Here is a 25021-nt window from a genome sequence, read left to right as displayed (position 1 = left end):
TCTCGACTTTTTTTTATGGTAAAATACCCAAGAACGCGAATAAATCGTACGAAACATTTACAAGACCACCTTTTTAAGGTAATATTACAAAGTATGAGATCGTGAAATACCGGAGGGATAAAATGTCTGCTAAGGCTAAATTTACAAAAAAAGAAAAAAATACTGGTGAATTAAAATTTGAAATTGACCAAGACACAATTAAGCAAGGTTTAGACACAGCCTTTAATCGTGTAAAGAAAAACTTGAACGTCCCTGGCTTCCGTAAGGGTAAAGTTCCTCGTCAAATCTTCAACCGCATGTATGGTGAAGAAGCATTATATGAAGACGCTTTGAATAGTGTCTTGCCAGAAGCTTATCAAAAAGCTATCGACGATACTAAAGTTGACCCTGTTGATCAACCACAAATCAATGTTGAATCAATGGAAAAGGGCAAGCCTTGGGCTATCAGTGCCACAATTACAGTTAAACCTGATGTTGAATTAGGAGACTATACTGGAATTGCTGTTAAGAAACAAAAACGTAATGTTCTTAAGGGCGACATTGAAAAGAGACTTGAAGAATTACAAAAACAACAGGCTGAATTAGTTCTTAAAGATGGTAAAGTTGAAACTGGTGATACTGTAGTTATCGACTATGTTGGTACTGTTGATGGTAAAGAATTCGATGGTGGTAGTGCACAAAACTACTCACTTGAGTTAGGCTCAAACAGCTTCATTCCTGGCTTTGAAGATGGCTTAGTAGGTGCAAGTAAAGACGAAACAGTTGATGTTAAGGTTACTTTCCCCGAAGACTATCAAGCCAAAGAATTAGCTGGTAAAGATGCTATCTTTAAGACAACAGTTCACGAAGTTAAATCAAAGGAATTACCTAAGTTAGATGATGACTTTGCCAAAGATGTTGACGAAAATGTTGATACATTAGATGACTTGAAGAAGAAGATCCATGATGAAATCAAGGATCAAAAGAAGGAAACAGCTGAAGAAAACATTCAAGAAGAAGCTATTTCTGGAGCAGTTAAAAATGCTAAGATCGACGAGATCCCTCAAGCAATGATCGACACAGAAGTTAACAACCAAATGAACCAATACTTAGCTAACTTACGTCGTCAAGGTATCGATCCTAAGTTGTACTATCAAATGACAGGTACAACAGAGGATGATTTGAAGAAGCAATTCTCTAAAGATGCCGAAGAACGTGTTAAGACTGACTTAGTTATTGAAGCAGTTGTTGCTAAAGAAGGAATCAAACCAACAGACGATGAGATCAAAGATGAAATCAAGTCATTAGCTGATGAATATAAGATGGATGAGAAAGCTGTTCGTGGTGCATTAACAGATGATATGTTAGCTCATGATATTGCTGCTAAGAAGGCCATTGAATTAATCGTTGATTCTTCTGTAGAAAAATAAAGTAATTAATAAGAAGCTATTAAGCTTCTTATTTTTTTTATGGGCTTATTACTTTACTCTCACGGCGGTCAATGCTAAGCTTTTCAAAGTATTGGAACTACTTAAGGAGAATGAATAAATGTTTGATAGTACAGAAACTACTGGTACAATTAGTTGTTCTTTCTGCGGAAAGACTCAGGATCAAGTAAAGAAAATTGTGGCGGGACCTGGCGTCTACATTTGTAATGAATGTATCGATCTTTGTAAAGAGATCATTGATGAAGAGCTAGGAGAAGACACACCATTAGATCTTGATAACATTCCAACACCAGTTGAGATCAACAAGATCCTTAATGAATATGTCATTGGTCAACCTAATGCAAAAAGAGCATTATCCGTTGCCGTATACAATCATTACAAACGTGTTAATAAGATGGAACATTCAAAAGATGGCGAAACAGAATTACAAAAAAGTAACATTGCTTTGATCGGACCTACCGGTTCCGGTAAAACATTCTTAGCCCAAACTTTGGCTAGAATTCTCAAAGTACCATTCGCTATTGCTGATGCAACCACATTAACTGAAGCTGGCTATGTTGGTGAAGATGTTGAGAACATTTTGTTGAAGCTTTTGCAAAATGCTGATTTTGACGTCGAAAAAGCTGAACATGGTATTGTTTATATTGACGAAATTGATAAGATTGCTAAAAAGAGTGAGAATGTTTCAATCACACGTGATGTTTCTGGCGAGGGTGTTCAACAAGCCTTGTTGAAGATCCTTGAAGGAACAATTGCTAGTGTTCCACCACAGGGTGGTAGAAAACATCCTCAACAAGAGTTGATTCAAATCGACACAACTAACATCTTATTTATCGTTGGTGGTGCCTTTGATGGCATCGAAACGATTGTTAAGAACCGTCTTGGTGATAAGACAATTGGTTTTGGTGCTGAACAAGATGAATCACTTAATGAGCAAAAGAGTTTGATGCAACAAATCATTCCAGAAGACTTGATGAAATTTGGTATCATTCCAGAATTTATCGGTCGTATTCCAATCGTCACTGCCTTGGACAAATTGACTGAACAAAACTTGGTTGATATTCTTACTAAACCTAAGAATGCCTTGGTCAAACAATATAAGGAATTAATGGATATCGATGGCGTAAAACTTGATTTCACTGATGGTGCTCTAAAAGAAATCGCTCGATTATCAATCGAAAGAAATACTGGTGCTCGTGGATTGCGTTCAATCGTTGAAGAAACGATGATGGATACAATGTATGAAGTGCCGGCTCGCGATGATGTTGATACGATCAAAGTCACCAAAGATGCTGTAAAACGCGTCAAAAAACCAGAATTGATTCTAAAAGATGGAAAAGTTGCCTAAGGGCAGCTTTTTTTATTATCCTTAAGATGATAAAATGATTTGACTGAGGTGGAATATGGAAGTAAATAATGTATCGATGAACTTAAGCGCAGTCAGCGCTAAGCAATATCCCGACGAAGGCTATCCTGAGATTGCCTTGCTAGGTCGGTCAAACGTTGGAAAATCAAGTCTGATAAATACTTTGATCAATCGTAAAAGTTTTGCCCGGACCTCGAGCACTCCTGGAAAGACCCAAACATTAAATTTTTACAATATTGAAGATCAATTGTATTTAGTAGATGTTCCCGGATATGGATTTGCCAAAGTTTCCAAGAAACAACGAGAAGAATTTGGTGTCATGATCGAAGAATATTTAACGACTAGAAAACCACTACGGGGCGTGGTGATTTTAGTTGATGGACGCCATGCACCGAGTGATGATGATATCTCCATGTATCAATATGTTAGTTATTATCATTTACCGACATTGGTCGTAGCAACTAAAATGGATAAGGTCAAAAAGAACCAATGGAACAAGACGACTAGTATCGTTAATAAAACGATGAACATCAATCAGACCGACCAATTACAGTTATTCAGTGCCGAAACCAAATCAGGAAAAGATGAAGTTTGGCAGTGGATCGAAGATCATATGAAATAAAAAAAGTCAGAACATCTTAATGTTCTGGCTTTTTTGGTATAGACTAGAGATAATTTCATTAATAATAAAGCATTATAGGAATAAAATTAATTTATTTTAGGAATATTTTTAATATTGATTTGTTATTTTATTCTGTGAAAGCGCATAATGGAAGTTGTATTTATTAATTACGACGGAGGGAATAGCATGTCTACATTAGAGGTTAAAGACTTACATGTTTCAGTTACTGATGATGAAACAGATGAAAGCCAAGAAATTTTAAAAGGCGTTAACTTAAAAATGAGTACCGGAGAGATCCACGCTATTATGGGACCTAACGGAACTGGTAAATCAACACTATCACAAGCAATTATGGGTAATTCCACTTATAAGATCACTAAGGGAGATATTTTGTTGGATGGCAAAAGTATCTTGGAAATGCCTGTTGATGAAAGAGCTCGAGCTGGCCTATTTTTAGCAATGCAATATCCTGCTGAGATTGCTGGAGTTACTAACGTCGAATTTATGCGTGCCGCAATCAATGCACGCCGTAAAAGCGATGACCAGATCCCAGTTATGCAATTCATGAAAAAATTGGATGAAAAGCAAAAGATTCTGGATATGACCGATGAAATGTCAGAACGTTACCTAAATGAAGGCTTTTCTGGTGGTGAAAAGAAGCGTAATGAGATCTTGCAATTGCTGATGATCGAGCCTAAATTCGCTATTTTGGATGAAATTGATTCTGGACTTGATATCGATGCCTTGAAAGTCGTTTCCCGTGGTGTCAATTCAATGCGCGGAGATAACTTTGGTTCATTGATCATTACTCACTATCAAAGATTGTTGAATTATATTGTGCCTGACCAAGTTCACGTAATGATGGACGGACGTATCGTCAAAAGTGGTGGTCCCGATTTGGCTAAGAAACTTGAAGATGAGGGATATGCTGGTTTACGTGATGATTTAAATCTTGATGTTAAATTAACGGATGAAATTTAAGGGGGATAATTATGCGACCTAGTTTAAAAGATGATTTTATGGATGCAACCGTTGCTTTTTCAAAAAATCATAATGAACCCTTATGGTTTCAAAAAATGCGTGAAGAAGCATTGATCAATTCAGAAGAATTGTCATTACCTGTTTATGAAAAAATCAATTATAGAAGTTGGCGTCTGGATCACCCCAAAAATCCTTTTGCTGAGGTGAATACTGACCAAAAATTTGATCAACCGGAAACTAATAATTTGTTGATCCAAGATGGTGATCAAACATTAGTTTCCAAATTAGATCCAAAATTAGCAGAACAAGGGGTCATTTTTACAGATATTTGGACAGCTATGCAAAAATGCCCAAAATTGGTTCAAAAATATTTGTTGACTAAAACTATGAAACCAGCCGAGAATCGTTTGGTTTCATTGAATTTAGCTTTGATGAACGGTGGCTCATTCTTGTATGTTCCTAAAAATGTCCAGATCAAGGATTCGATTCAAGCTGTTTATCTACAAGATAACGATCAAAAGAAAGATTTTTTCCATCATGTACTTGTGGTTGCCGATGAAGGTAGCGAAGTGACATACTTGGAAAACTTTTTGAGTCGTGGCAATACCGAAGAAAATATTGCCAATGTGGTTGTTGAAGTAGTTGCGGAAGACAATACCCATGTTCATTTTTCAGCACTTGATCAATTTGGAGAAAATGTTTCAACTTATTTGAACCGTCATGGATATGTTGGTAATAATTCGGAATTGGACTGGGCTATTGGTTTCATGAATGATGCCAAAGTTGTTGGTGACTTTGGAACTGATCTTCGTGGCGAAGGTTCACATACAGAGGCTAAAGTCGTTGCTATCACAACTGGTGAACAAGTCCAAGGGATCGACACCAAGGTTACTAACTATGGTCAACATTCGATCGGCCATATTATGCAACATGGTGTCATTCTACAATCGTCAACTTTGACCTTTAATGGTGTTGGCCATATCGTCAAGGGTGCTCGTGGCTCTGATGCTCAACAAGAGAGCCGTGTCTTGATGCTTTCAAGAACCGCTCGTGGTGATGCAGATCCAATCTTGTTGATCGATGAAAATGATGTTACCGCCGGACATGCTGCCAGTGTCGGTCGGGTCAATGAAGATCAAATGTACTACTTGATGAGTCGTGGTATCGATGAAAAGACGGCTCAAAGATTAGTTATCCGTGGCTTCTTAAGTTCTGTTATCAGAGAAATCCCTGAAGAAGAAGTCCGTGATCGACTAACAGAAATGATCGAAAGGAAGCTTTTGAATGGACAACAAGACTAATCAATGGCGAGAGGATTTTCCGATCCTCAATCAAAAAGTTAATGATGAAAACCTAGTTTATCTTGATAATGCAGCTACGACGCAGAAACCTCAAGCAATCATCAATGACATTGATAAGTTTTACCAGCACGACAATGCGAATGTCCATCGTGGCGTCCATACGTTAGCTGAACGTTCAACTGAGCAATTTGAGGCAGCTCGAGTTAAGATTCAAAAGTTTATCAATGCTCAACACAGTGATGAGATCATTTATACCAAAGGGACAACAGATGCGTTGAATATTATCGCCCGTAGTTTCGGTGAAGAAAATATTCATGAAGGTGACGAGATCGTTATTTCTTATCTCGAACATCACAGTAACTTGATTCCTTGGCAACAATTGGCTATTAAAAAACATGCTACTTTGAAGTATATCGAATTAGACAAAGATGGTTTTGTCGATCTTGAAGATGCTAAAAAGAAGATCACTGATAAAACTAAGATCGTTTCAATTGCCCATGTTTCTAACGTCTTAGGTGTGATCAATCCAGTTAAGGAATTAGCTAGTTTAGCACATATGCATGGTGCTGTGATGGTCGTTGATGGTGCTCAATCAGTTCCACATATGCCTGTCGATGTCCAAGATCTCGACTGCGATTTTTTGGCTTTCTCTGGACATAAGATGCTTGGACCAACTGGTATTGGTGTCCTTTATGGAAAAGAAGCACTATTGAATGCCATGCCACCGGTCGATTATGGTGGCGAGATGATCAATTTTGTTCATCTATATGAGACTAGCTGGAATGACTTACCTTGGAAGTTTGAAGCTGGGACACCAAATATTGCCGGAGCAATCGTTCTAGGTGATGCGGTGGATTATTTGGAAAAGATCGGTATGCAAAACATTTTCGATTATGAAAATAAGTTAGTTGCCTATGTTTTACCAAAATTGTTGAAAATCGATGATTTGATCGTTTATGGACCACATGATCCTAAGAAACATACCAGCGTCATTTCCTTTAATCTGAAGGATCTGCATCCTCATGACTTAGCCACAGGTTTAGACATGGAGGGAGTCGCTGTTCGAGCTGGACATCATTGTGCTCAACCATTGATGGGTTATTTAGGCGTCAATGCTACTGCACGGGCTAGTTTTTATTTTTACAATACGGTAGAAGATGCAGATACGTTAGTTAAATCAATTGTCGCAACAAAGGAGTTTTTCAAAAATGGCACTGTCTAAAATGGATAATTTATATCGTCAAGTCATCTTGGATCACTCAGCTCATCCACATCATCATGGTAAGTTAGATGATTCGACCAATCAGATCGAATTAAAAAATCCTACTTGTGGGGATGTATTACAACTGGATGTAAAAGTTAAAGATAATAAAATTGCTGACATAGCTTTTAGTGGTTATGGTTGTACCATCAGCCAGGCATCAGCCAGTATGATGACTGATGCAGTAATGAATAAAGATATCGATACTGCCGAAGATATGGTCGAAGATTTTTCTAATATGATCTTAGGAGAAAAGACTGATACCGATATCTTGGATGATGCAGCTACTTTAAAGGGAGTTTCACAATTCCCAGCCCGAATCAAATGTGCCACATTAGCTTGGAAGGCATTGCATAAAGCATTAAATAAAAAGTAACTGACATAGGAGGGTGAAAAGAATGCCAGAAACAGAAAACACTAAAAATAATGAAGATGCTGCTTCATCTGTTGAAGCACTGGATTTAGATAAAGATTATGATTTTGGCTTTCACGACGACGTTAAGCCAGTTTTCTCAACAGGACGTGGTTTAACTGAGGATGTCGTTCGTCAAATTTCTAAAGAAAAAGGCGAGCCTAAGTGGATGCTAGACTTTCGACTAAATTGTTATAAGACATATCGTCGCATGCCTATGCCAGATTTTGGACCAGATCTATCTGGTTTGGATCTCAAAGATATGTTGTATTATCAAAAGCCAACTGATAAGAAATACCGTGATTGGGATGATGTCCCTAAAGATATCAAGAATACTTTCGATCGTTTAGGTGTCCCAGAGGCTGAAAGAAAATATTTGGCCGGTTCATCTGCCCAATACGAATCAGAAGTTGTTTATCACAATATGAAAAATGAGTTCGATAAACTGGGAATCATCTTTACAGATACAGATTCAGCTTTGAAAGAATATCCCGAACTGTTCCGTAAGTGGTTTGGTAAACTAGTTCATCCTAACGATAATAAATTTGCTGCCTTAAATGGCGCTGTTTGGTCTGGTGGCTCATTTATTTATGTGCCAAAAGGTGTTAAATTGGATATTCCTATCCAGTCATACTTCCGTTTGAACGCTGAAAATACCGGACAATTCGAACGTACTTTGATCATCGTTGATGAAGGCGCCAGCATCCAATATGTTGAGGGATGTACGGCACCTAATTACTCATCAGACAGTTTACATGCTGCTGTCGTTGAAGTATTTGCTCAGAAAGACGCATACGTACGTTATACGACGATTCAAAACTGGTCGAATAATGTTTACAGTCTTGAGACAAAACGTGCTCAGGCCATGGAAAATGCCACAATGGAATGGGTCGATGGAAATCTTGGCTCAAAGATCACTATGAAATATCCTAGTGTTTATCTTGATGGTGAAGGTGCCAGAGGAACGATGTTGTCGATTGCCGTTGCTGGACACAACGTTGATCAAGATGCTGGTGCAAGAATGATCCATAATGCTAAGAACACATCTTCTTCAATCGTTTCCAAATCTATTTCTAAAGACGGTGGAGCGGTCGATTATCGTGGTACTGTTAGATTTGAACGTAATTCTGACGGATCGAAAGCCCACGTTGAGTGTGATACGATCATCATGGACGAGGATTCCAGTTCAGATACGATTCCATATAATCAAATCTTGAACGGAAATGTTTCAATGGAGCATGAAGCCAAAGTTTCGAAAGTTTCTGAGGAACAATTGTATTACTTGATGAGTCGTGGCCTTAGTGAATCTAAGGCGACGGAAATGATCATCATGGGATTCGTTGAACCATTTACGAAAGAATTACCTATGGAGTACGCTGTTGAACTTAACCGTTTGATCAGTTACGAAATGGAAGGAACTGTTGGTTAAAAATAAAAATGGCCATTCGATAAAAATCGAATAGTCATTTTTTTGTGTTTAGTTGATCAATCTAGCAATTGCTAGAGCTGCTTTTAAAGCGGTAGGGATATCGTCCCGATAGTCTGAACGAACTTCCCACATTTTGGAGTCCAGGTTGTCAGCCGTGGTAAAGAATGGATAGGCTTCGATCTGGCGGAATTTTGACCAAGCAAGGATGGCAGAGGCTTCAATGTCCACGAAGGAACAACCAGCGCGTTTACGCTTTTGAAAGATGTTTTTAGTCTCACGGTAAATTGCATCAGTCGTCCAAGTTTTGCCTTCCATATAAGGTATTTGAGCTGTATTTAAAGCTTCTTGAATGATCTGGAGTGTCTTTTTGGGCATCTGAATAGTCTCAGAAGCGGGTTGGTAGTGGTAAGAAGTACCCTCATCACGGACGGCAGTACTAGGGATGGCGATTTTTCCTTTACCAATGGTTGTATCCAACACGCCGCAAGTGCCAAAAGTAATGAATTTGGTCGCACCCATGATCCGCAAGTCTTCCATCGTTTCGATACATTGAGGAGCACCTACGGGAGCCATGATCAATCCCAAACGCAAGTCATGAAATTGATATCTGTAAACATAGTTTGAACCATTCAAAGATTTAGAATTACCAATAATGGGCAAGCCGTTGTCGATGGCAAACTTTTGGACCATGTCACCATAAAATGGTGCAATGATGATTTTAGGGAAGTTTGCGATGGGCTTGTTACGTTGATCTGGTTGCAATATTTCTTCACTATCACTGTCAAAATCATCGATCAACAAGCTAGTCATCTCCGTTTCTTAAATTAGAATTATTATACAACAATTGGAAAAATTTAATTTTGACTTGAAATTTTTTTTTCGTCTGCTATCATTTTAGACATAAATTAAATTTTCATTTTAACTCAAGTAGTTGAGCAACTCAGTGTTCAGAGAATTGACGGTTGGTGCGAGTCAAGCAGGTTGTCGCGACAAAATACAAAATGAAGATTTCGTGTCCTACGATACAGGAGTAAGAGCAAATAGCGTGTGCTATTTGAATTTGGGTGGTACCGCGCAAAGAGCGTCCCTGCAATATGCAGAGACGCTCTTTTTTTGTTTCGTAGGATAATTTTTAGGAGGATTTTTTGATGAATATTATTGATGAATTAAAGTGGCGAGGTTTGGTCAATCAAACCTCAGATGAAGAGGGTCTAAAGAAACTGACCGAAAAGGAAGCCATCGCACTTTATTGTGGTATGGATCCCACTGGAGATTCAATGCACATCGGACATTTATTACCATTCATGACTTTGCAACGTTTTGCTAAGGCTGGCAACCATCCTTATATCGTTATCGGTGGAGCAACTGGTTCGATCGGTGACCCAAGTGGTAAAAAGGCTGAACGTCCTATGCAGACTATGGAACAAGTCGATCACAATGTTGAAGCTTTAAGTTCACAAGCTAAACGGATTTTCCCTAGTTTCACAATGGTCAACAATTATGATTGGACGGCTCAAATTGGCATTTTAGATTTCTTACGTGACTATGGAAAATTGTTCAATGTTAATACAATGTTGAATAAGGAAATTGTTTCCAGCCGTTTGGAAACTGGTATCTCCTTTACTGAATTTACCTATCAAATTTTACAATCACTCGATTTCTTAACACTTTATCGTCAACACAACGTGAAGTTACAAGTCGGTGGTGGTGACCAATGGGGTAATCTGACTGCCGGACTAGATTTGATCCACAAAGCTGAAGGTCAAGATGCTGAAGTCTACGCTTTGACTATTCCATTATTGCTGAAAGCTGATGGAACTAAATTTGGTAAAACTGCTGGTGGAGCTGTTTGGTTAGACTCTAAGAAGACTTCTCCTTATGAGTTTTATCAATTTTGGTTCAACCAAGATGACAGAGATGTTATCAATTTATTGAAGGAATTTACTTTCTTGTCAAAAGATGAGATCGAAGATTTGGCTGAAAAAGTGAAAACTCATCCGGAGAAACGTGAAGCACAGAGAAAATTAGCTGAAGAAGTTACAACTTTTGTACATGGTGAGGATGCCTTGAAAGTTGCTCAAAAGATCACTGAAGTCTTGTTCTCAGGTGAGATCAAAGAATTGACAACTGCTGAAGTAGCTCAAGCTTTCAATGGTGTTCCAAGTGCTGAGATCACTAAAGATGAAATCAATCTAGTTGACCTGTTGATCGCCGCCAATGTTGATAAATCTAAACGTCAAGCACGTGAAGATATTCAAAATGGTGCAATTCGTATCAATGGTGAAAGATTAACTGACACTACTTTGATGATCGATCCAAGCACTTCATTCGATGGTAAATACATCGTGATCCGTCGTGGTAAGAAGAAGTATTTCTTAGCTGAAATCAAATAGATATACTAAGGCGATGACAAAAATGAAACAAGAAAATCGATTAACATTTTGGGAAAGTCTCATTATCATGGTCGTCATGTTTGGCTTGTTAGCCTTTATGATGATCAAATTACAATTAACGCCACAAATTCCGATTTTATTGACGTTTACCTTATTGATTTTTTATGGACATTTTCGAGGTTTTTCGTGGAACGAATTACAGCAAGGGATAATCGATGGGGTCAAACCTGGGATCATCCCAATGATAATATTCATCATGATTGGTGTGTTGGTCTCAGCTTGGCTGATGTCAGGTGTTATTCCGACAATCATGGTCTATGGTCTGGAATTGTTGAACGTTCGTTTCTTCTTGTTCACTGTGTTTGTTAGTTGCTGTTTAGTCGGAGTTATCGTTGGTAGCTCATTTACGACCATCAGTACTTTAGGTATCGTCTTCATGGGCATTGGCCAAGTTATGGGGATCAATACTGCTTTGACAGCTGGCTCGATCGTTTCCGGAGCCCTCTTTGGGAACAACATGTCACCACTGTCAGGAACGACTAATCTATCGACTGGTATCGCCGGTGTCGATAACGTTTTTGATCATATCCGGACCATTTCGCACACGGCTTTGTTGTCGGCTTTGATCGCTGCCATCATTTTCTTAGTCGCAGGGCACACGAATTCTAATCCTGATATGAGTTCTGTTCATCACATCATCAATGCATTGGAGAGTAACTTTTTCGTTTCACCGGTCATGTTGATCCCAATCGTCATCTTGATAATCTGCGCCTTGATGCAAGTTCCCGCTATCCCAACGCTTTTGGTCGGGTCATTGACAGCTATCTTGATGCATGTGGTGATCGATCATCCAACATTTGCAACCATCAGTCAACAGATCATGCAAGGATTCAAATTAAATTCTCCTGATAAGAAAATCAATGCAATCGTATCTGGCGGCGGAGTTTCTAGCATGTTAGATAGCATCTCATTGATTTTAGTCGCTCTGACCTTAGGTGGAGTTTTATTGAAGTTAGGCGTGGTAGACAACTTGATCAATAAATTGCGTGAACAAGTCAATACTCCAGGTAAACTAATTTTGACTTCGATCATCAGTGCTATTGGCGTCAATTTCTTAGTGGGTGAGCAATACTTATCGATCATTTTGCCAGGTACTACATATCGGAAGAATTTTGATCAACAAGGTATCAAGCCTCAATATTTATCGAGAGTTTTAGCAACCGGTGGAGCTGATATCAATGCATTGGTCCCTTGGGGCGTCAGTGGGATCTTTATTTCTGGTATCCTACACGTCAGCCCACTAGTCTTTATCCCGTTTGCTTTTTATGTCTGGTTGAACCCCTTGTTAACAGTCATATTTGGCTTTGTATTTGGTAGCAGATATACTCAGAAAAAGTCAGTCGCTGAAACTAGTTCGATCACAGAGAAAGGGCTTGACTAATATTTGAATTTAACTTATATTAATTGCAACGAAAACTTTTAAACAAGTCCTGTGAGGCTTGGAAGGTTAAATACATTTGTGCTAAAAGTGTAAACTTCCTAACCTTGTGGGATAGGAAGTTTTTTGTTTACAAAAAATAAAATAAAAGGAATTTTTAATCAGATCCAGTGAGGTCTCAAAGATTTAGTGGGGGAAACTCTACACATGAGGACGCTGGTGAAAACTAGAGTCCTTTTTATTTGGAGGAAAACAATGAAAAATATACTTTCTATGTCACAATTCTCAAACCAAGAAGTCTATCAATTGATCGACCGTGCGATCGAATTCAAATCAGGCAAACATTCCTTAGCTGGAACTGATAAGTATGCGATGAATCTATTTTTTGAGAATAGCACTCGAACAAAATCAAGTTTTCAAGTTGCCGAAATGAACTTAGGAATGAAAGAAGTTGCTTTTGAAGCTGGCTCATCTTCGACTACTAAGGGCGAAACTCTTTATGATACTGTTAGAACTATCGAAAGCATTGGCGCATCGGTCGCCGTCATCAGACATCCTCAAGATGAATTTTATCAAGATCTTTTAGGAAAAAATATCAATATTCCGATCATCAATGCAGGTGACGGGACTGGCCAACATCCTTCACAATCATTGTTAGATATGATGACGATCTTGGAGCATTTTGGACAATTTGAAGGATTAAAAATTGGCATCATTGGTGACTTGTCTCATTCACGTGTGGCACATTCTAATGCCGAAATTTTATCAAGATTAGGTGCACAAGTCAGCTTTGGTGGGTTAAACTCGTGGTATACGGATGAATTTAAAGAATTCGGTCCTCACATGTCAGTCTATGATCTTTGTTCAGAAATGGACGTTGTCATGTTACTGAGAGTTCAGCACGAACGTTTGTCAGACGATGAGAATCAAGGCTTTTCAAAAGAAGCTTACTTCAAAGATTATGGCATTGATATGCGAAGAGTTGATTTGATGAAAGACGATGCGATGATCATGCATCCAGCACCTGTTAATCGTGGTGTTGAGATTGCCGATGATGTGGTTGAATGTGACAAATCATACATCTTCCAACAAATGCACAATGGAGTATTTATGAGAATGGCAATGATCGAAGCAGTCTTGCAAGGAGAGAATACTACAGATGGAATTGCTAATAAAAAACGCCAAATTATTTTACGATAATAATATTTTGAACCGTGATCTTTTGATCAAAGACGGGAAATTTGCACAAGTCCAAGAAAAAATCGAAGCTCCCCAAGCTACAGTGATCGATGCTAAAAATAATTTAGTGACTCCGGGATTGGTCGACGTCCACGTTCATTTTCGTGAACCGGGCCAGACCCACAAAGAAACGATAAGTACTGGTTCAAGAGCATCGGCTCATGGTGGTTTCACGACTGTTATGGCGATGCCAAATGTTACGCCGGTTCCTGATACGATCGAAAAATTTCAAGCTCAATTGACTTTGAACCAAAAAGAATCACTGATTCATACTTTACAATATGCACCAGTAACTAAAGATGAGGTCAGTAGTCAATTGGTAGATATCGATAAGTTGCACCAAGCTGGAGCTTTTGCCTTTTCTAATGATGGCCACGGTATTGGCAATGCAAAGTCGATGTTTGACGCCATGGAAGAAATTGCCTCTTTTAAGGGAGTATTAGCAGCGCACGTCGAAGACCAGGATCTGTTTGATCATGGTGTTATCAATCAAGGACCAACGGCCAAGAAGTTGGGATTACCGGCGATCAATGAAGCCGCAGAAACATCTCAGTTAGCTCGAGACTTGATTTTAGCCAAGCAGACAGGTGTCCATTATCATGTTTGCCATATTTCGACGGCCGAGAGCGTCAATTTGGTCCGGATCGCCAAAGATGCTGGTATCAATGTAACTTGTGAAGTCACGCCTCATCATTCGTTGTTGAGTGACCAAGATATCGTGGGCGATGATGCCAATTTTAAGATGAACCCACCACTAAGAAGTGAAAAAGATCGGACCGCTTTGATCGAAGGGATTCAAGATGGCACGATCGACATGATTGCGACCGATCACGCACCACATGCGGTTGATGAGAAAAATCAAGGCTTTTTGAAGAGTGCTTTTGGTATCACCGGTATCGAGACTTCTTTTGCTTTGATGTATACGCACTTGGTTGAACAAGGTGTGATGACCTTGGGAGGTCTATTGCAGTTGATGTCGGCCAAACCGGCGGATCTTTTTGGATTAAAGAATGCCGGACAGATATTATTCGACCGACCAGCTGACTTTACGATAATCGATTTAGATAACGCTTATACGATCGACAAAGCTGACTTTCTCTCTAAGGGAGTTAATAGTCCATTTATTGGAGAAAAGGTTCGTGGTCGTGTTTTAAAGACTTTTGTTGCCGGGAAACAAGTTTATTAAAGATGGGGGATAGAAATGGATAAACCAGTAATAGTGGCACTAGATTTTGCCGATGATTTTGAATGTATACAGTTTTTAAGCCAATTTCCCAAGGATACCGATTTATTTTTGAAGATCGGACTAGAGATGTTTTGCCAATTTGGCTATCCGTTCGTACGTAGTTTACGAAATCGTGGCTATAAAATTTTTTTGGATTTAAAATTACATGATATCCCTAACACTGTTAAAAGGACTTGCGAGATGATCGACAAGTGGGATGTTCAAATGCTAACGGTTCACGCCAGTGGCGGTTCAGAAATGATTGCTGCAGCTAAAAAAGGTTTAGCCGATAGCAATACTAAGCTGTTGGCTGTGACACAATTGACTTCCTTAGGTCAAACTGAATTAGAGGACGAATTGCAGATCCCTTTAAAATCGCAGGATTATGTCACTCATCTAGCAAAATTAGCCTATGACAATGGAGCTGATGGAGTTATTTCCTCCGCTCTTGAGGTGCCAATGATCAAAGATGTGACCGGTCCAGAGTTTCTCTGTATAACGCCTGGTATTCGACCAAAGTCATCTCAGGTCGGTGACCAAAAACGAGTGGCAACACCTAGTCAAGCTCGAGAATTGGGTAGTGACGGGATTGTTGTCGGACGTCCGATCACCCAAGCAAACGACGGCTTTTTTGCCTACAAAGATATTTATCAGGAGTGGAAATAATGGAAAATAATCAAGTTGCCGAAAATATTGCTAGTAATTTATTAAAAATCAAAGCAGTGAAACTCAGTCCCCAAGAACCTTTCACTTGGATCAGCGGGATAAAATCACCAATTTATACTGATAATCGCATGACGATTGCTTATCCAGAATTCAGACAACAGATTGCTACGGATCTAGCTGATCTAATCAAAAAAAATTATCCAGAAGCTAACGTCATTAGTGGCGTCGCTACTGCCGGTATTCCTCATGCTAGTGGTGTCGCTAATATTTTGAATTTGCCAATGAATTATGTTCGCTCAAAGCCAAAGGGACATGGTACTAAGCGTCAGATCGAGGGTTGGTTGAACAAAGGTGACAAAGTAGTCGTGATTGATGATTTGATCTCAACAGGAGGTAGCGTCCTCGAAGCAGTTGACGTTATCCGAGCTGCTGGAGCCGAAGTGGTTGGCACAGCTGCTATTTTCACTTATAACTTACCTGAAGCTGATAAAAATGTGGCTGAGAACGAAACTGTTTTGAAAACTTTGACCAACTATCCAGTCATGATCAAAATGGCTGAAAAGTTAGGCTACGTTCAATCAGAAGATGTGGACTTATTACATCAATGGTATAAAGATCCTGAGAGCTGGTGCAAATAATGGATTGGTATCATGCAGTTCGTCCGCTGATCTTTGCTGTTGATCCAGAAGTCGATCACCATATTGTGGCTGATGGTTTGAAAGTTTTCAATCATCATACGAAACCTCTGCAAAAAATGTTTTGGGTCAAAAACAGGACTACCTTGAAAACGACTGTTAAAGGGGTCGATTTTAGTTCACCAGTCGGGATCGCTGCTGGTTTCGATAAGAATGGTCAATTTTTCAATAGTTTAGGTGCCTTAGGTGCTGGCTTTGTTGAAGTAGGTAGTGTTACTAAGCAAGCTCAAAATGGCAATCCGAAAAAACGGATCTTTCGTTTGCCAGAAGATAGTGCCATTATCAATCGGATGGGCTTGAACAATGATGGGATCGAAGAAGTTGTTAAACGGATCAAACAAGTCGATCATAAGACAAAAATTGGTTTGAGCATTGCTCCTTCTCATGGCTTGGATACAAGTCAAATGGTTTCAGAATTGGTCGATGATGTGAGATTTGCATCCGATGCTGCTGATTATTTGGCACTTAATTTAAGTTGTCCTAATCAAGCGGGCGTTTTATCTTTACAAGAACCACAAATATTGACTGATCTATTGCAAGAGATCAAAGCATTGAACTTGTCGACCCCAATTTTTTGCAAGTTCAGTAGTGATTTGCTCAAAGAAGAGCTGTTGGATACTTTAGAGCGCACCCATTCACTGATGGATGGTATCATTTTGGCGAATACTAGTCGTTCCAGAGATCAATTGGTTTCCAAGAACAAAATTGAAAAGGGCGGTTTGAGTGGTAAACCATTGTTTGAAAAATCTTTGCGTTTGACTAAGGCAGTTCGTACCAAATTTTCTGATCAGTTGCCGATCATCTTTTCCGGTGGGGTCTTTACGGCCACGGATGCTCAAACTGCCATCGATGCCGGTGCTAGTTTGGTGCAAGTTTATACTGGCTTTATCTATAACGGACCTAGTCAGCTTGAAACCATCAATCGCCAATTATCGGAAAATCGATTGCTCAAATTTATAAAATAATGTTCAAACACCTGTTAGGTGTTTTTTTTATTTCCTATTAAGAAAGCGTATCCAATAAATTATGATATTCTGAGTATAGCTATTTAATGGGAGAGAAATTATGAAAATCAATCAACTACTTAAGATAAAATATCCCTTGATCCAAGGTTCAATGGCCCGGATCTCAACTCACAAATTGGTCAGTGCTGTCAGCAACGCAGGTGGATTGGGCGTTTTGACTTCAGTTGGTATGGATAAAGATGGATTATCTGACCAGATCGATCAAGTCAGGCGTGAGACTGATAATCCTTTTGGCGTCAATCTGATGTTGCAACAAGACAATATTTATCAGTTGGTTGAAGTTTTGCTTGAAAAAAAGGTCCCAGTAGTGATGACTGGAGCGGGGACGCCGGCTCCTTATTTTGACGATTTGCATCAGGCTGGTATCAAAGTAATCCCGGTCATACCTAATGTTAAATTGGCCCAAAAGATGCAAGATCTCGGTGTCGATGCAGTCGTGGCTGAAGGAATGGAATCCGGAGGTCATATTGGTCAATTGACGACGATGACGTTAGTGCCACAAGTCGTTGATTCAGTTGATCTGCCCGTCATTGCTGCCGGTGGTATCTTTGATCGACGGTCCGTGGCCGCTAGTTTTATTCTGGGAGCGAGTGGAGTTCAAGTAGGTACTGCCTTTTTAGGGGCCCGTGAAACTCCAATTGCTAAAAATTATCAACAACTAGTTTTAAAAGCTGGAGACACTGATACGATCGTGACCGGGAATAGTTTGAGAGACAAGGTACGTAGTTTGAAAACTCCGTTGACTGAAAAAGTGGCTCAGATGGAACAAACAAGTTCAGATGATTCGGAAGCTCAAAAATTATTAGTTGGTTCTTTAGGTCGGGCGGTTTATGATGGCAATGTGGAAACTGGTTCGTTCATGTCGGGGACGATTGCCGGTGAGATCAACCAAGTCCGTCCAGCTAAGGAGATCATTGAATCTATGTTTCAATAAATCGAGAGGGGTAAATTTATGGATCAAATAACTTGTGCACAGACTAAAGCTATCAGTGACCGTTTGGTTTTTGATGGTGATTTAAATGACAAAGGAACGCTTTTTGGTGGCAAGACGCTCAGTATTCTCGATGAGAATGCTGGTTTGGCGGCATTCAAATACGTCAATGTTAAATTTGCGACTGCTAATTACGATCACACTAATTTTTGGCAACCATTGACGACTAAAGACTATTTGCGAGTTATCTCATATGTCAGTGGCGCAAAAAATCGAGCCATCGAAGTCTTTACTAAAATAATCGCTACTGATATGAAAACTAAAGAATCGGCCGTCGCTTTTACGAGCTTTTCGACTTTGATTACTTTACGTCAATTTGGCCAAGTCGATTTTCCACAATTAGTGCCAGAAACACCTGAAGAAAAATTTATCTGTTCTGGCTGGGAAAAACGTGTTGATTTACGTAAGCAAGATTATCTTGAACAGAAAAAGTTATTAGCAAATTTATCCAATAATTAGCAAAAAATTAAAATTTCCCAATTTGACCCTTCAGAACTGTTGTTTTTTACGATAATTACTCGTATCATAAAACCATTGTAGATAGGGGTTAGATAAATGCTAAACTTAAATAAAAGATTGCGAATGCCTTCGGCCTTTACAATCTTATTTTTATTAATAATAGTTGTGGCAGTCTTGACCTGGCTTATACCCGCAGGTCAATATGAAACGACTAGGGCCGGCAATGTGATTGCTGGTACGTATCAAAGTCGCGCCAATTCCCCTCAAGGGCTTTGGAATATCTTTGAAGCACCGATCAAAGGAATGCTCGGTACTAAAACCACCGACGGGGCTATCTCTGTCTCGTTATTCATTTTGGTCATCGGTGGTTTCTTAGGTGTGACTACGAAAACTCGGATGCTAGATGACGGTATCGGTTCAGTGGTTAAAAAATATGCTGGACAAGAGAAAGTCTTGATACCATTTCTTATGACTTTGTTTGCCATCGGTGGATCGACTTTTGGGATGGGTGAAGAGACGATTGCATTTGTACCGATTTTGATTCCGATCATGGTCCGAGTTGGTTATGATAGTATCACTGCTATCTCGATTTCTTTGATCGGGTCCCAAGTGGGGTGTATTGGTTCAACAGTCAACCCATTTGCGACTGGCGTCGCTTCAGAAACGATCCATATCTCACCAGGTATCGGTATCGGTTCTCGTCTGATTTTCTTTATTTGTGTATTGGTTATTTCAATTTTATATGTCATGCATTACGCCACTAAAGTAAAAAAGGACCCAGAGAATTCATATGTTTTTGAACGTCGTCAAAGAGATCTAAAAGAATTCGTCGACAAAGACCATGAAGTTGTTGATCAATTAAGCCCTAAACAAAGACATGTTTTGGTTGCTTTCATCTTAATCTTCGTTATCATGATCTGTAGTTTGATACCTTGGACGAGTTTGAATTCTAAGTTCACCATTTTTGATGATTTCACTCATTGGCTGACTCATGTGCCATTCTTAGGTGATTTTGTCGGCACCAATATTTTGCCGTTGGGTAATTGGTATTTTACTGAGATCACGACTTTATTCTTGATTGGTTCAGTTTTGATCATGTTCATTTTCAAGATGAGCGAAACTGACTTTATCAATAGTTTTATGTCTGGGATGGGCGATATGTTAGATGTTGCTATGATCGTGGCGGTTGCTCGTGGTATTCAAGTTGTTATGAATGATGGGAATATCACCGCAACCATCTTGCATGCTGGAGAAACTGGCCTGCAAGGATTATCATCAGGAGTCTTTATTGCCTTAACGTATATCTTCTATATCCCAATGTCATTTTTGATTCCATCAAGTTCCGGCTGTGCGGCTGCTACTATGGGTATCATTGGACCTCTAGGCAAGTTTTCTGGTGTCAGTGGCTCGTTAGTCGTAACCGCTTTTCAATCTGCCTCAGGGTTCGTTAATTTAGTCACACCAACGTCTGCCATCGTTATGGGTTCCTTGGCTGTAGCACATGTCGGGATCGGCACTTGGCTAAAATATATTGGGAAATTGATGTTGATCTTGTTCGTCTTCTCGATTGTCTTTTTAGTGATTTGTTCGATGCTAAAACTTTAAAATAAGAAATTTTTCAATAGTTCTGAATTATGATAAGATGCTTAATTCAGAACTTTTTTGTTACATATTTAGGAAAAAAGGAGTGTCATGATGGAAAACTTTATTACTGATCGGATCCAATCACAAGCTATCTCAGATTTGAAAAAAGTGATCGCGGTCCCTTCGTATTTAAGTGAAGCGAGCGATAAAGCACCCTTTGGTCCTGGACCCAAAAAAGCTCTGGAAACAATTCTTTCGATTGCTGATGATATGGGGTTCAAGACTTTTGAAGACCCAGATGGATATTATGGTTATGCCGATGTCGGTCAAGGGGATAAGACCTTTGGTCTCGTTTGTCACCTGGATGAAGTTCCCGCCGGTAATGTAGATGATTGGGATAGTGATCCTTATCATTTAGAGGAACGAGATGGAAAATTATTTGGTCGCGGGACTCAAGACGATAAAGGGCCAACGATCGCAGCCATGTATGCTGTAAAAGCATTGCTTGACGCAGGTCAAAAATTTACCTACCAGATCCGCTTTATTTTTGGGACCGATGAGGAGACTTTGTGGCGTTGTTTAGCGGAATATAATAAAAAGGAGCGTCCTATTGATTTGGGTATTGCTCCTGATGCTGAATTTCCATTGATCTATGCTGAAAAGGGTCTTCAACAAGCTTATTTAGTTGGTCCAGGATCGGATGAATTACAGATGAACGTAGTCGATTCGTTCAATGCTGTGCCTGGTCAGTCCATTTATCGCGGACCTAAACAAAATGAAGTACTAAAATCTTTGGAAGAACATCAATTTGATGCTGATCAAGAAGTTGATCAGATCATCGTTAAGGGTCGATCGGTACATGCGATGAATGCCCCCGAAGGTATCAATTCAACTGTTCGATTAGGGATCGCTCTGGCAGATGTTTTCCCAAAGATTGAAGCTTTTCAATTTCTCAAAGCTTTTGGTGAAGATGCCAACGGGACTAATTTACTAGGGGATGTCTCAGATGATGTCTCTGGTAGATTGACCTTTAATATTTCTAGTTTACAGATCGATTCAAAGCAATCTAGGCTACAGATTGATTTAAGGATTCCCGTGAAGATCGACCATGATCAATTGATCAAGCAATTAAAAGAAGCAGTGCAAAAATTTACTTTGACTTATCAAGATTTTGACTATTTAGCGCCATTGTATGTACCGACTGATAGCAAGTTGGTCGAGACTTTGTTATCGACCTATCGAGATGTCACTGGCGATTTGAAATCTCAACCGACGATTTCCGGTGGAGCCACATTTGCACGGACGATGCCAAATACGGTGGCATTTGGAGCAATGTTGCCTACTACACCGGACTTTATGCACCAAGTCAATGAACGCTGGAGTATTCAAGATATGAACACAGCGATGAAAATTTATGCGGAAGCTATATATCGTCTTTGTGTTAAGTAAAGTTATGTTATACACTGTTTACTATAAACAAAGAGGCTGCAAAATATCACTGGTGAAAACCATTTGCAGTATAAAAATGTGTGATGAGGCTGAACTTCATGAACACAATAAAAAGTCACTCAAAATAGTGGCTTGAATTAGTTTTTGAAAACTATGCTTAGTTAGACACTCTAATTTTGAGGAGTATAAAAATAGATGAGTTATGTAATGGGAGTCGACCTAGGAACCGGTTCTGTGAAGGTTTCTGTAATGGACAAGGAAGGTCAGATAATATCTCAGGAGAGTGCTAGCTTATCGCTATCACAAACACAACCTGGTTACAGTGAACAAAATCCCGAGGATTGGGTCACTGCAACGACTGTTGCCATTGTCAACTTAGCATTAAAGGACCACATCGATCTCAATCAAGTTGAAGGGGTCAGTTATTCTGGTCAAATGCATGGATTAGTATTATTAGGGTCCGACAATCAGATTTTACGTCCAGCAATTTTGTGGGACGATACAAGAACTACTAAACAATGTAAGGAGATCATGGACGTTTGCGGTGATGAGTTTATCAAGATCACTAAAAACGTTCCCTTAGAAGGATTTACCTTACCTAAGATCTTATGGGTCAAAGAAAATGAACCTTTGATCTACAAACAAGCTAAAACATTTTTGTTGCCAAAAGATTATTTACGTTATCGAATGACTGGTGACATCAGTATGGAATATTCTGATGCTGCTGGGACAGTCCTTTTGGATGTTGTTAAAAAACAATGGAGCCAAGAGATCGGTGACAAATTAGGGATCGACATGTCGATTTGTCCAAAACTAGTCAATTCTGTTGATTCTGTTGGAACAATAAGTTCTGAATATGCAAAATACTCAGGGATGTCTACGGAAACAAAAGTTTTCGCTGGTGCAGCAGATAATGCAGCTGGAGCTTTAGGTGCAGGTATCTTGGATGAAAATAAAGTCATGATCAGTACTGGAACATCCGGTGTCGTTTTGAAATATGAAAATGATGATCAAGGCTATCAAGGCAAGTTACATTTCTTTAATCATGCTATCCCTGATAAATATTATTCAATGGGAGTCACTTTAGCGGCTGGACACAGTTTGAACTGGCTTTACGAAACATTTGGTGATGGTGAATCATTGAGTGATTTCGCTAATTTAGCTGATAAGTCGCCAGTCGGTGCACATGGTTTGATCTTTACGCCTTATATCGTTGGTGAAAGAACACCTTACGCAGATAGTAAGATCCGTGGAAGTTTTATTGGAGTATCCAGTATCAATACCAAATCTGACTTTGTTCGGTCAGTCTTAGAAGGTGTGATCTTCTCATATGCCGATATCCTAAAAATTTATCATGAACATGGGAAACATTTTGATACTGTCTATTCAATTGGCGGTGGTACTAAGAGTGAAACTTGGTTACAAATTCAAGCTAATGTCTTTAACACCAAGGTCAAAACCTTAGAAAATGCTCAAGAACCTGGACTAGGAGCTGCCATGATTGCTGCAGTTGGAGTAAAATGGTTTAGTAGCTTAGAGCAATGTGAGACCCAATTCGTGAAAAAAGGTAAGACTTACTGGCCTGAACCAGATAAAGTTGAACAATATCAAAAATTATATAATATATACGCACAAGTTTATGATCAAACTAAGATGATGAATCATGAGTTGATCGATTTTCGTAATAACGACTAAAACGAAGGGTTGAGATGCTATTTCTCAACCCTTTTTGTCAGAATTTTTTAATTGGAGTGTTCCAAAATGTTGAATGTCCGCCAGATGCACGGGAAATACAGCGATACGAAGATGCAACAGTTGATTTACGCTGCTTTGCAACAAGAAATATTCAGTTACTTCGAATCCAGTGACAAAACGACTAAGTGGTTAGGGATCGGCAGTACTTTGCGGATCTCTCCGGATCAAAATAGTAATTATTTGCAAAAAGTTAGTCAGTGGTTTGATGATATCAAGCGTCAGATCCCTGATAAAATAGATCTTGATACTATCGCAGTGTTGGGAGGTTTTCCTTTCGATGAGAAGTTTGAGGCAAAATCACTCTTCAAAGATTGGCAGACTGGGATTTTCGTTTTACCTCGGATCATTATGAAAGTGACCCCTGAGCAAACCGTTATCACCGAGATCAAATTGCATAAATTTTCCGAAGATTCATTGGAAAGTGTTCTCGATACGATCATCGAACTAGCCACATCAGATAAGAAGATGACTGGTTTTGATTTGGTCGACTTGGATCCAAAGTGGGACCGTCAGGTCGACAAATTAGCTACTGAGATCAAACAGTCGAATTCTTTAAAAAAGGTCGTCTTGGGACGTTACAAAAAGGGTACGATCATTGGTGAACTGGATTGGTATAAGACCTTGAAAGCTTTAAGAGCCTTAAATCAAACGACCTATCACTTTATGATGAGGGTCAAAGATCAATGTTTTGTAAGTGCAACGCCAGAACGCCTCTTTAAAATAGATGGCACACAATTTTGGACTGCCGCTGTTGCTGGTACCATTGGTCGAGGTAATAGTGAAACTGAGGACAACCGCAAGGCTCTTGAACTGTTCAAAGACGATAAAAATCGTCAAGAGCACCAGATCGTTGTGGATGAGATTGCTACCCGTGTCAGCAGATTTGCTGAGAACTTGCAGTATCAAAGACAACCAATGATCCTAAAAAACCAGACTGTCCAACATTTATATACGCCGATCAGTGCTCAAGTGGAGCCAAAGACTGATGTTTTCAAACTGATTTCAGTGATGCATCCAACACCTGCCTTAGGCGGGTTGCCATTGACTTCAGCACTGCATTTGATCGACCGCTTGGAATCACAAGGCCGGGCTTTGTTTGGCGGACCAGTTGGCTATATAACCTTAGCTAACAACAGCGAAATGATCGTTGCCATCAGATCAATGTATGTTTATAAGACCAATTTTCTGATGTTTGCTGGTGCGGGTATCATGCCCGATTCAGTTGGGACAACGGAATTTAAAGAGACAGAATTGAAATTTCAACCAATGACTAAATTGTTGCAGTATTTGGAGGATAAATAGA

General features: G+C 39.4%; 22 protein-coding genes. 21 read left to right on the top strand and 1 reads right to left on the bottom strand.

Going from position 1 to position 25021, the window contains the following annotated elements; translation table 11 throughout:
* Positions 1–122 precede the first annotated feature (122 nt).
* From tig to sufB, 8 genes are all read left to right on the top strand, one after another.
* Positions 123–1409, top strand: a complete 1287-nt coding sequence (tig, locus tag FC27_RS02665) for a trigger factor (RefSeq protein ID WP_056938064.1) — start codon at positions 123–125, stop codon at positions 1407–1409.
* Positions 1410–1527: 118 nt separating this feature from the next.
* Entirely contained in the window at positions 1528–2775 is a 1248-nt protein-coding gene (clpX, locus tag FC27_RS02660; RefSeq protein ID WP_010623806.1) for an ATP-dependent Clp protease ATP-binding subunit ClpX, read from the top strand.
* Between the two features lie 55 nt (positions 2776–2830).
* On the top strand, positions 2831–3415 hold the full coding sequence (gene yihA / locus FC27_RS02655; RefSeq protein ID WP_010623805.1) for a ribosome biogenesis GTP-binding protein YihA/YsxC: 585 nt from the start codon (positions 2831–2833) through the stop codon (positions 3413–3415).
* A gap of 186 nt (positions 3416–3601) precedes the next feature.
* Positions 3602–4396, top strand: coding sequence for a Fe-S cluster assembly ATPase SufC (gene sufC, locus FC27_RS02650; RefSeq protein WP_010623804.1), 795 nt, complete (start codon positions 3602–3604; stop codon positions 4394–4396).
* Between the two features lie 11 nt (positions 4397–4407).
* On the top strand, positions 4408–5697 hold the full coding sequence (gene sufD, locus FC27_RS02645) for a Fe-S cluster assembly protein SufD (RefSeq protein ID WP_010623803.1): 1290 nt from the start codon (positions 4408–4410) through the stop codon (positions 5695–5697).
* Complete coding sequence (locus FC27_RS02640; protein WP_010623802.1) at positions 5681–6919, top strand: cysteine desulfurase; 1239 nt, start codon at positions 5681–5683, stop codon at positions 6917–6919. The genes sufD and FC27_RS02640 overlap by 17 nt, the downstream gene beginning before the upstream one ends.
* Complete coding sequence (sufU, locus tag FC27_RS02635) at positions 6906–7334, top strand: Fe-S cluster assembly sulfur transfer protein SufU (protein ID WP_010623801.1); 429 nt, start codon at positions 6906–6908, stop codon at positions 7332–7334. The genes FC27_RS02640 and sufU overlap by 14 nt, the downstream gene beginning before the upstream one ends.
* Before the next feature lie 22 nt (positions 7335–7356).
* Positions 7357–8799, top strand: a complete 1443-nt coding sequence (sufB, locus tag FC27_RS02630) for a Fe-S cluster assembly protein SufB (protein ID WP_010623800.1) — start codon at positions 7357–7359, stop codon at positions 8797–8799.
* 48 nt (positions 8800–8847) lie between these two features.
* On the opposite strand, the gene FC27_RS02625 is transcribed toward sufB, so the two are convergent.
* A complete protein-coding gene (locus FC27_RS02625; protein WP_010623799.1) occupies positions 8848–9600 on the bottom strand; it encodes a nucleoside phosphorylase in 753 nt (250 codons plus the stop codon).
* A gap of 347 nt (positions 9601–9947) precedes the next feature.
* Here FC27_RS02625 and tyrS point away from each other — a divergent pair, with 347 nt between their 5' ends.
* The 13 genes from tyrS to FC27_RS02560 all read left to right on the top strand — a co-directional run bounded on the left by tyrS (position 9948) and on the right by FC27_RS02560 (position 25020).
* On the top strand, positions 9948–11192 hold the full coding sequence (gene tyrS, locus FC27_RS02620) for a tyrosine--tRNA ligase (protein WP_010623798.1): 1245 nt from the start codon (positions 9948–9950) through the stop codon (positions 11190–11192).
* Positions 11193–11214: 22 nt separating this feature from the next.
* Entirely contained in the window at positions 11215–12633 is a 1419-nt protein-coding gene (gene nhaC, locus FC27_RS02615; RefSeq protein WP_010623797.1) for a Na+/H+ antiporter NhaC, read from the top strand.
* A gap of 252 nt (positions 12634–12885) precedes the next feature.
* Positions 12886–13830, top strand: coding sequence for an aspartate carbamoyltransferase catalytic subunit (locus FC27_RS02610; protein ID WP_010623796.1), 945 nt, complete (start codon positions 12886–12888; stop codon positions 13828–13830).
* Positions 13790–15055 carry a dihydroorotase gene (locus FC27_RS02605; RefSeq protein ID WP_010623795.1) on the top strand — a complete coding sequence of 422 codons (1266 nt, stop codon included), beginning with the start codon at positions 13790–13792 and terminating at the stop codon, positions 15053–15055. The genes FC27_RS02610 and FC27_RS02605 overlap by 41 nt, the downstream gene beginning before the upstream one ends.
* Positions 15056–15070: 15 nt before the next feature.
* Positions 15071–15760, top strand: coding sequence for an orotidine-5'-phosphate decarboxylase (gene pyrF, locus FC27_RS02600; RefSeq protein WP_010623794.1), 690 nt, complete (start codon positions 15071–15073; stop codon positions 15758–15760).
* Positions 15760–16398 (top strand): orotate phosphoribosyltransferase, encoded by a 639-nt coding sequence (gene pyrE / locus FC27_RS02595; RefSeq protein ID WP_010623793.1) that lies wholly within the window; start codon positions 15760–15762, stop codon positions 16396–16398. Before pyrF ends, pyrE begins: the two co-directional genes overlap by 1 nt.
* Positions 16398–17420, top strand: a complete 1023-nt coding sequence (locus FC27_RS02590; protein WP_010623792.1) for a quinone-dependent dihydroorotate dehydrogenase — start codon at positions 16398–16400, stop codon at positions 17418–17420. The genes pyrE and FC27_RS02590 overlap by 1 nt, the downstream gene beginning before the upstream one ends.
* Before the next feature lie 100 nt (positions 17421–17520).
* Positions 17521–18414 carry an NAD(P)H-dependent flavin oxidoreductase gene (locus FC27_RS02585; RefSeq protein WP_010623791.1) on the top strand — a complete coding sequence of 298 codons (894 nt, stop codon included), beginning with the start codon at positions 17521–17523 and terminating at the stop codon, positions 18412–18414.
* A gap of 18 nt (positions 18415–18432) precedes the next feature.
* Complete coding sequence (locus FC27_RS02580; RefSeq protein WP_010623790.1) at positions 18433–18930, top strand: acyl-CoA thioesterase; 498 nt, start codon at positions 18433–18435, stop codon at positions 18928–18930.
* Positions 18931–19026: 96 nt separating this feature from the next.
* Positions 19027–20535 (top strand): YfcC family protein, encoded by a 1509-nt coding sequence (locus tag FC27_RS02575; RefSeq protein WP_010623789.1) that lies wholly within the window; start codon positions 19027–19029, stop codon positions 20533–20535.
* Between the two features lie 90 nt (positions 20536–20625).
* Complete coding sequence (locus FC27_RS02570) at positions 20626–21963, top strand: M20 family metallopeptidase (RefSeq protein ID WP_010623788.1); 1338 nt, start codon at positions 20626–20628, stop codon at positions 21961–21963.
* 195 nt (positions 21964–22158) lie between these two features.
* Entirely contained in the window at positions 22159–23658 is a 1500-nt protein-coding gene (gene xylB / locus FC27_RS02565; protein ID WP_010623787.1) for a xylulokinase, read from the top strand.
* 66 nt (positions 23659–23724) lie between these two features.
* Positions 23725–25020 carry an isochorismate synthase gene (locus FC27_RS02560; protein ID WP_010623786.1) on the top strand — a complete coding sequence of 432 codons (1296 nt, stop codon included), beginning with the start codon at positions 23725–23727 and terminating at the stop codon, positions 25018–25020.
* The last annotated feature ends 1 nt before the right edge of the window (position 25021 follow it).

The organism is Companilactobacillus versmoldensis DSM 14857 = KCTC 3814, from assembly GCF_001434295.1.
GTDB lineage: Bacteria > Bacillota > Bacilli > Lactobacillales > Lactobacillaceae > Companilactobacillus > Companilactobacillus versmoldensis.
The sequence above is the reverse complement of the archived record's forward strand: the minus strand, read 5'-3'. Positions and strand labels throughout refer to the sequence as shown.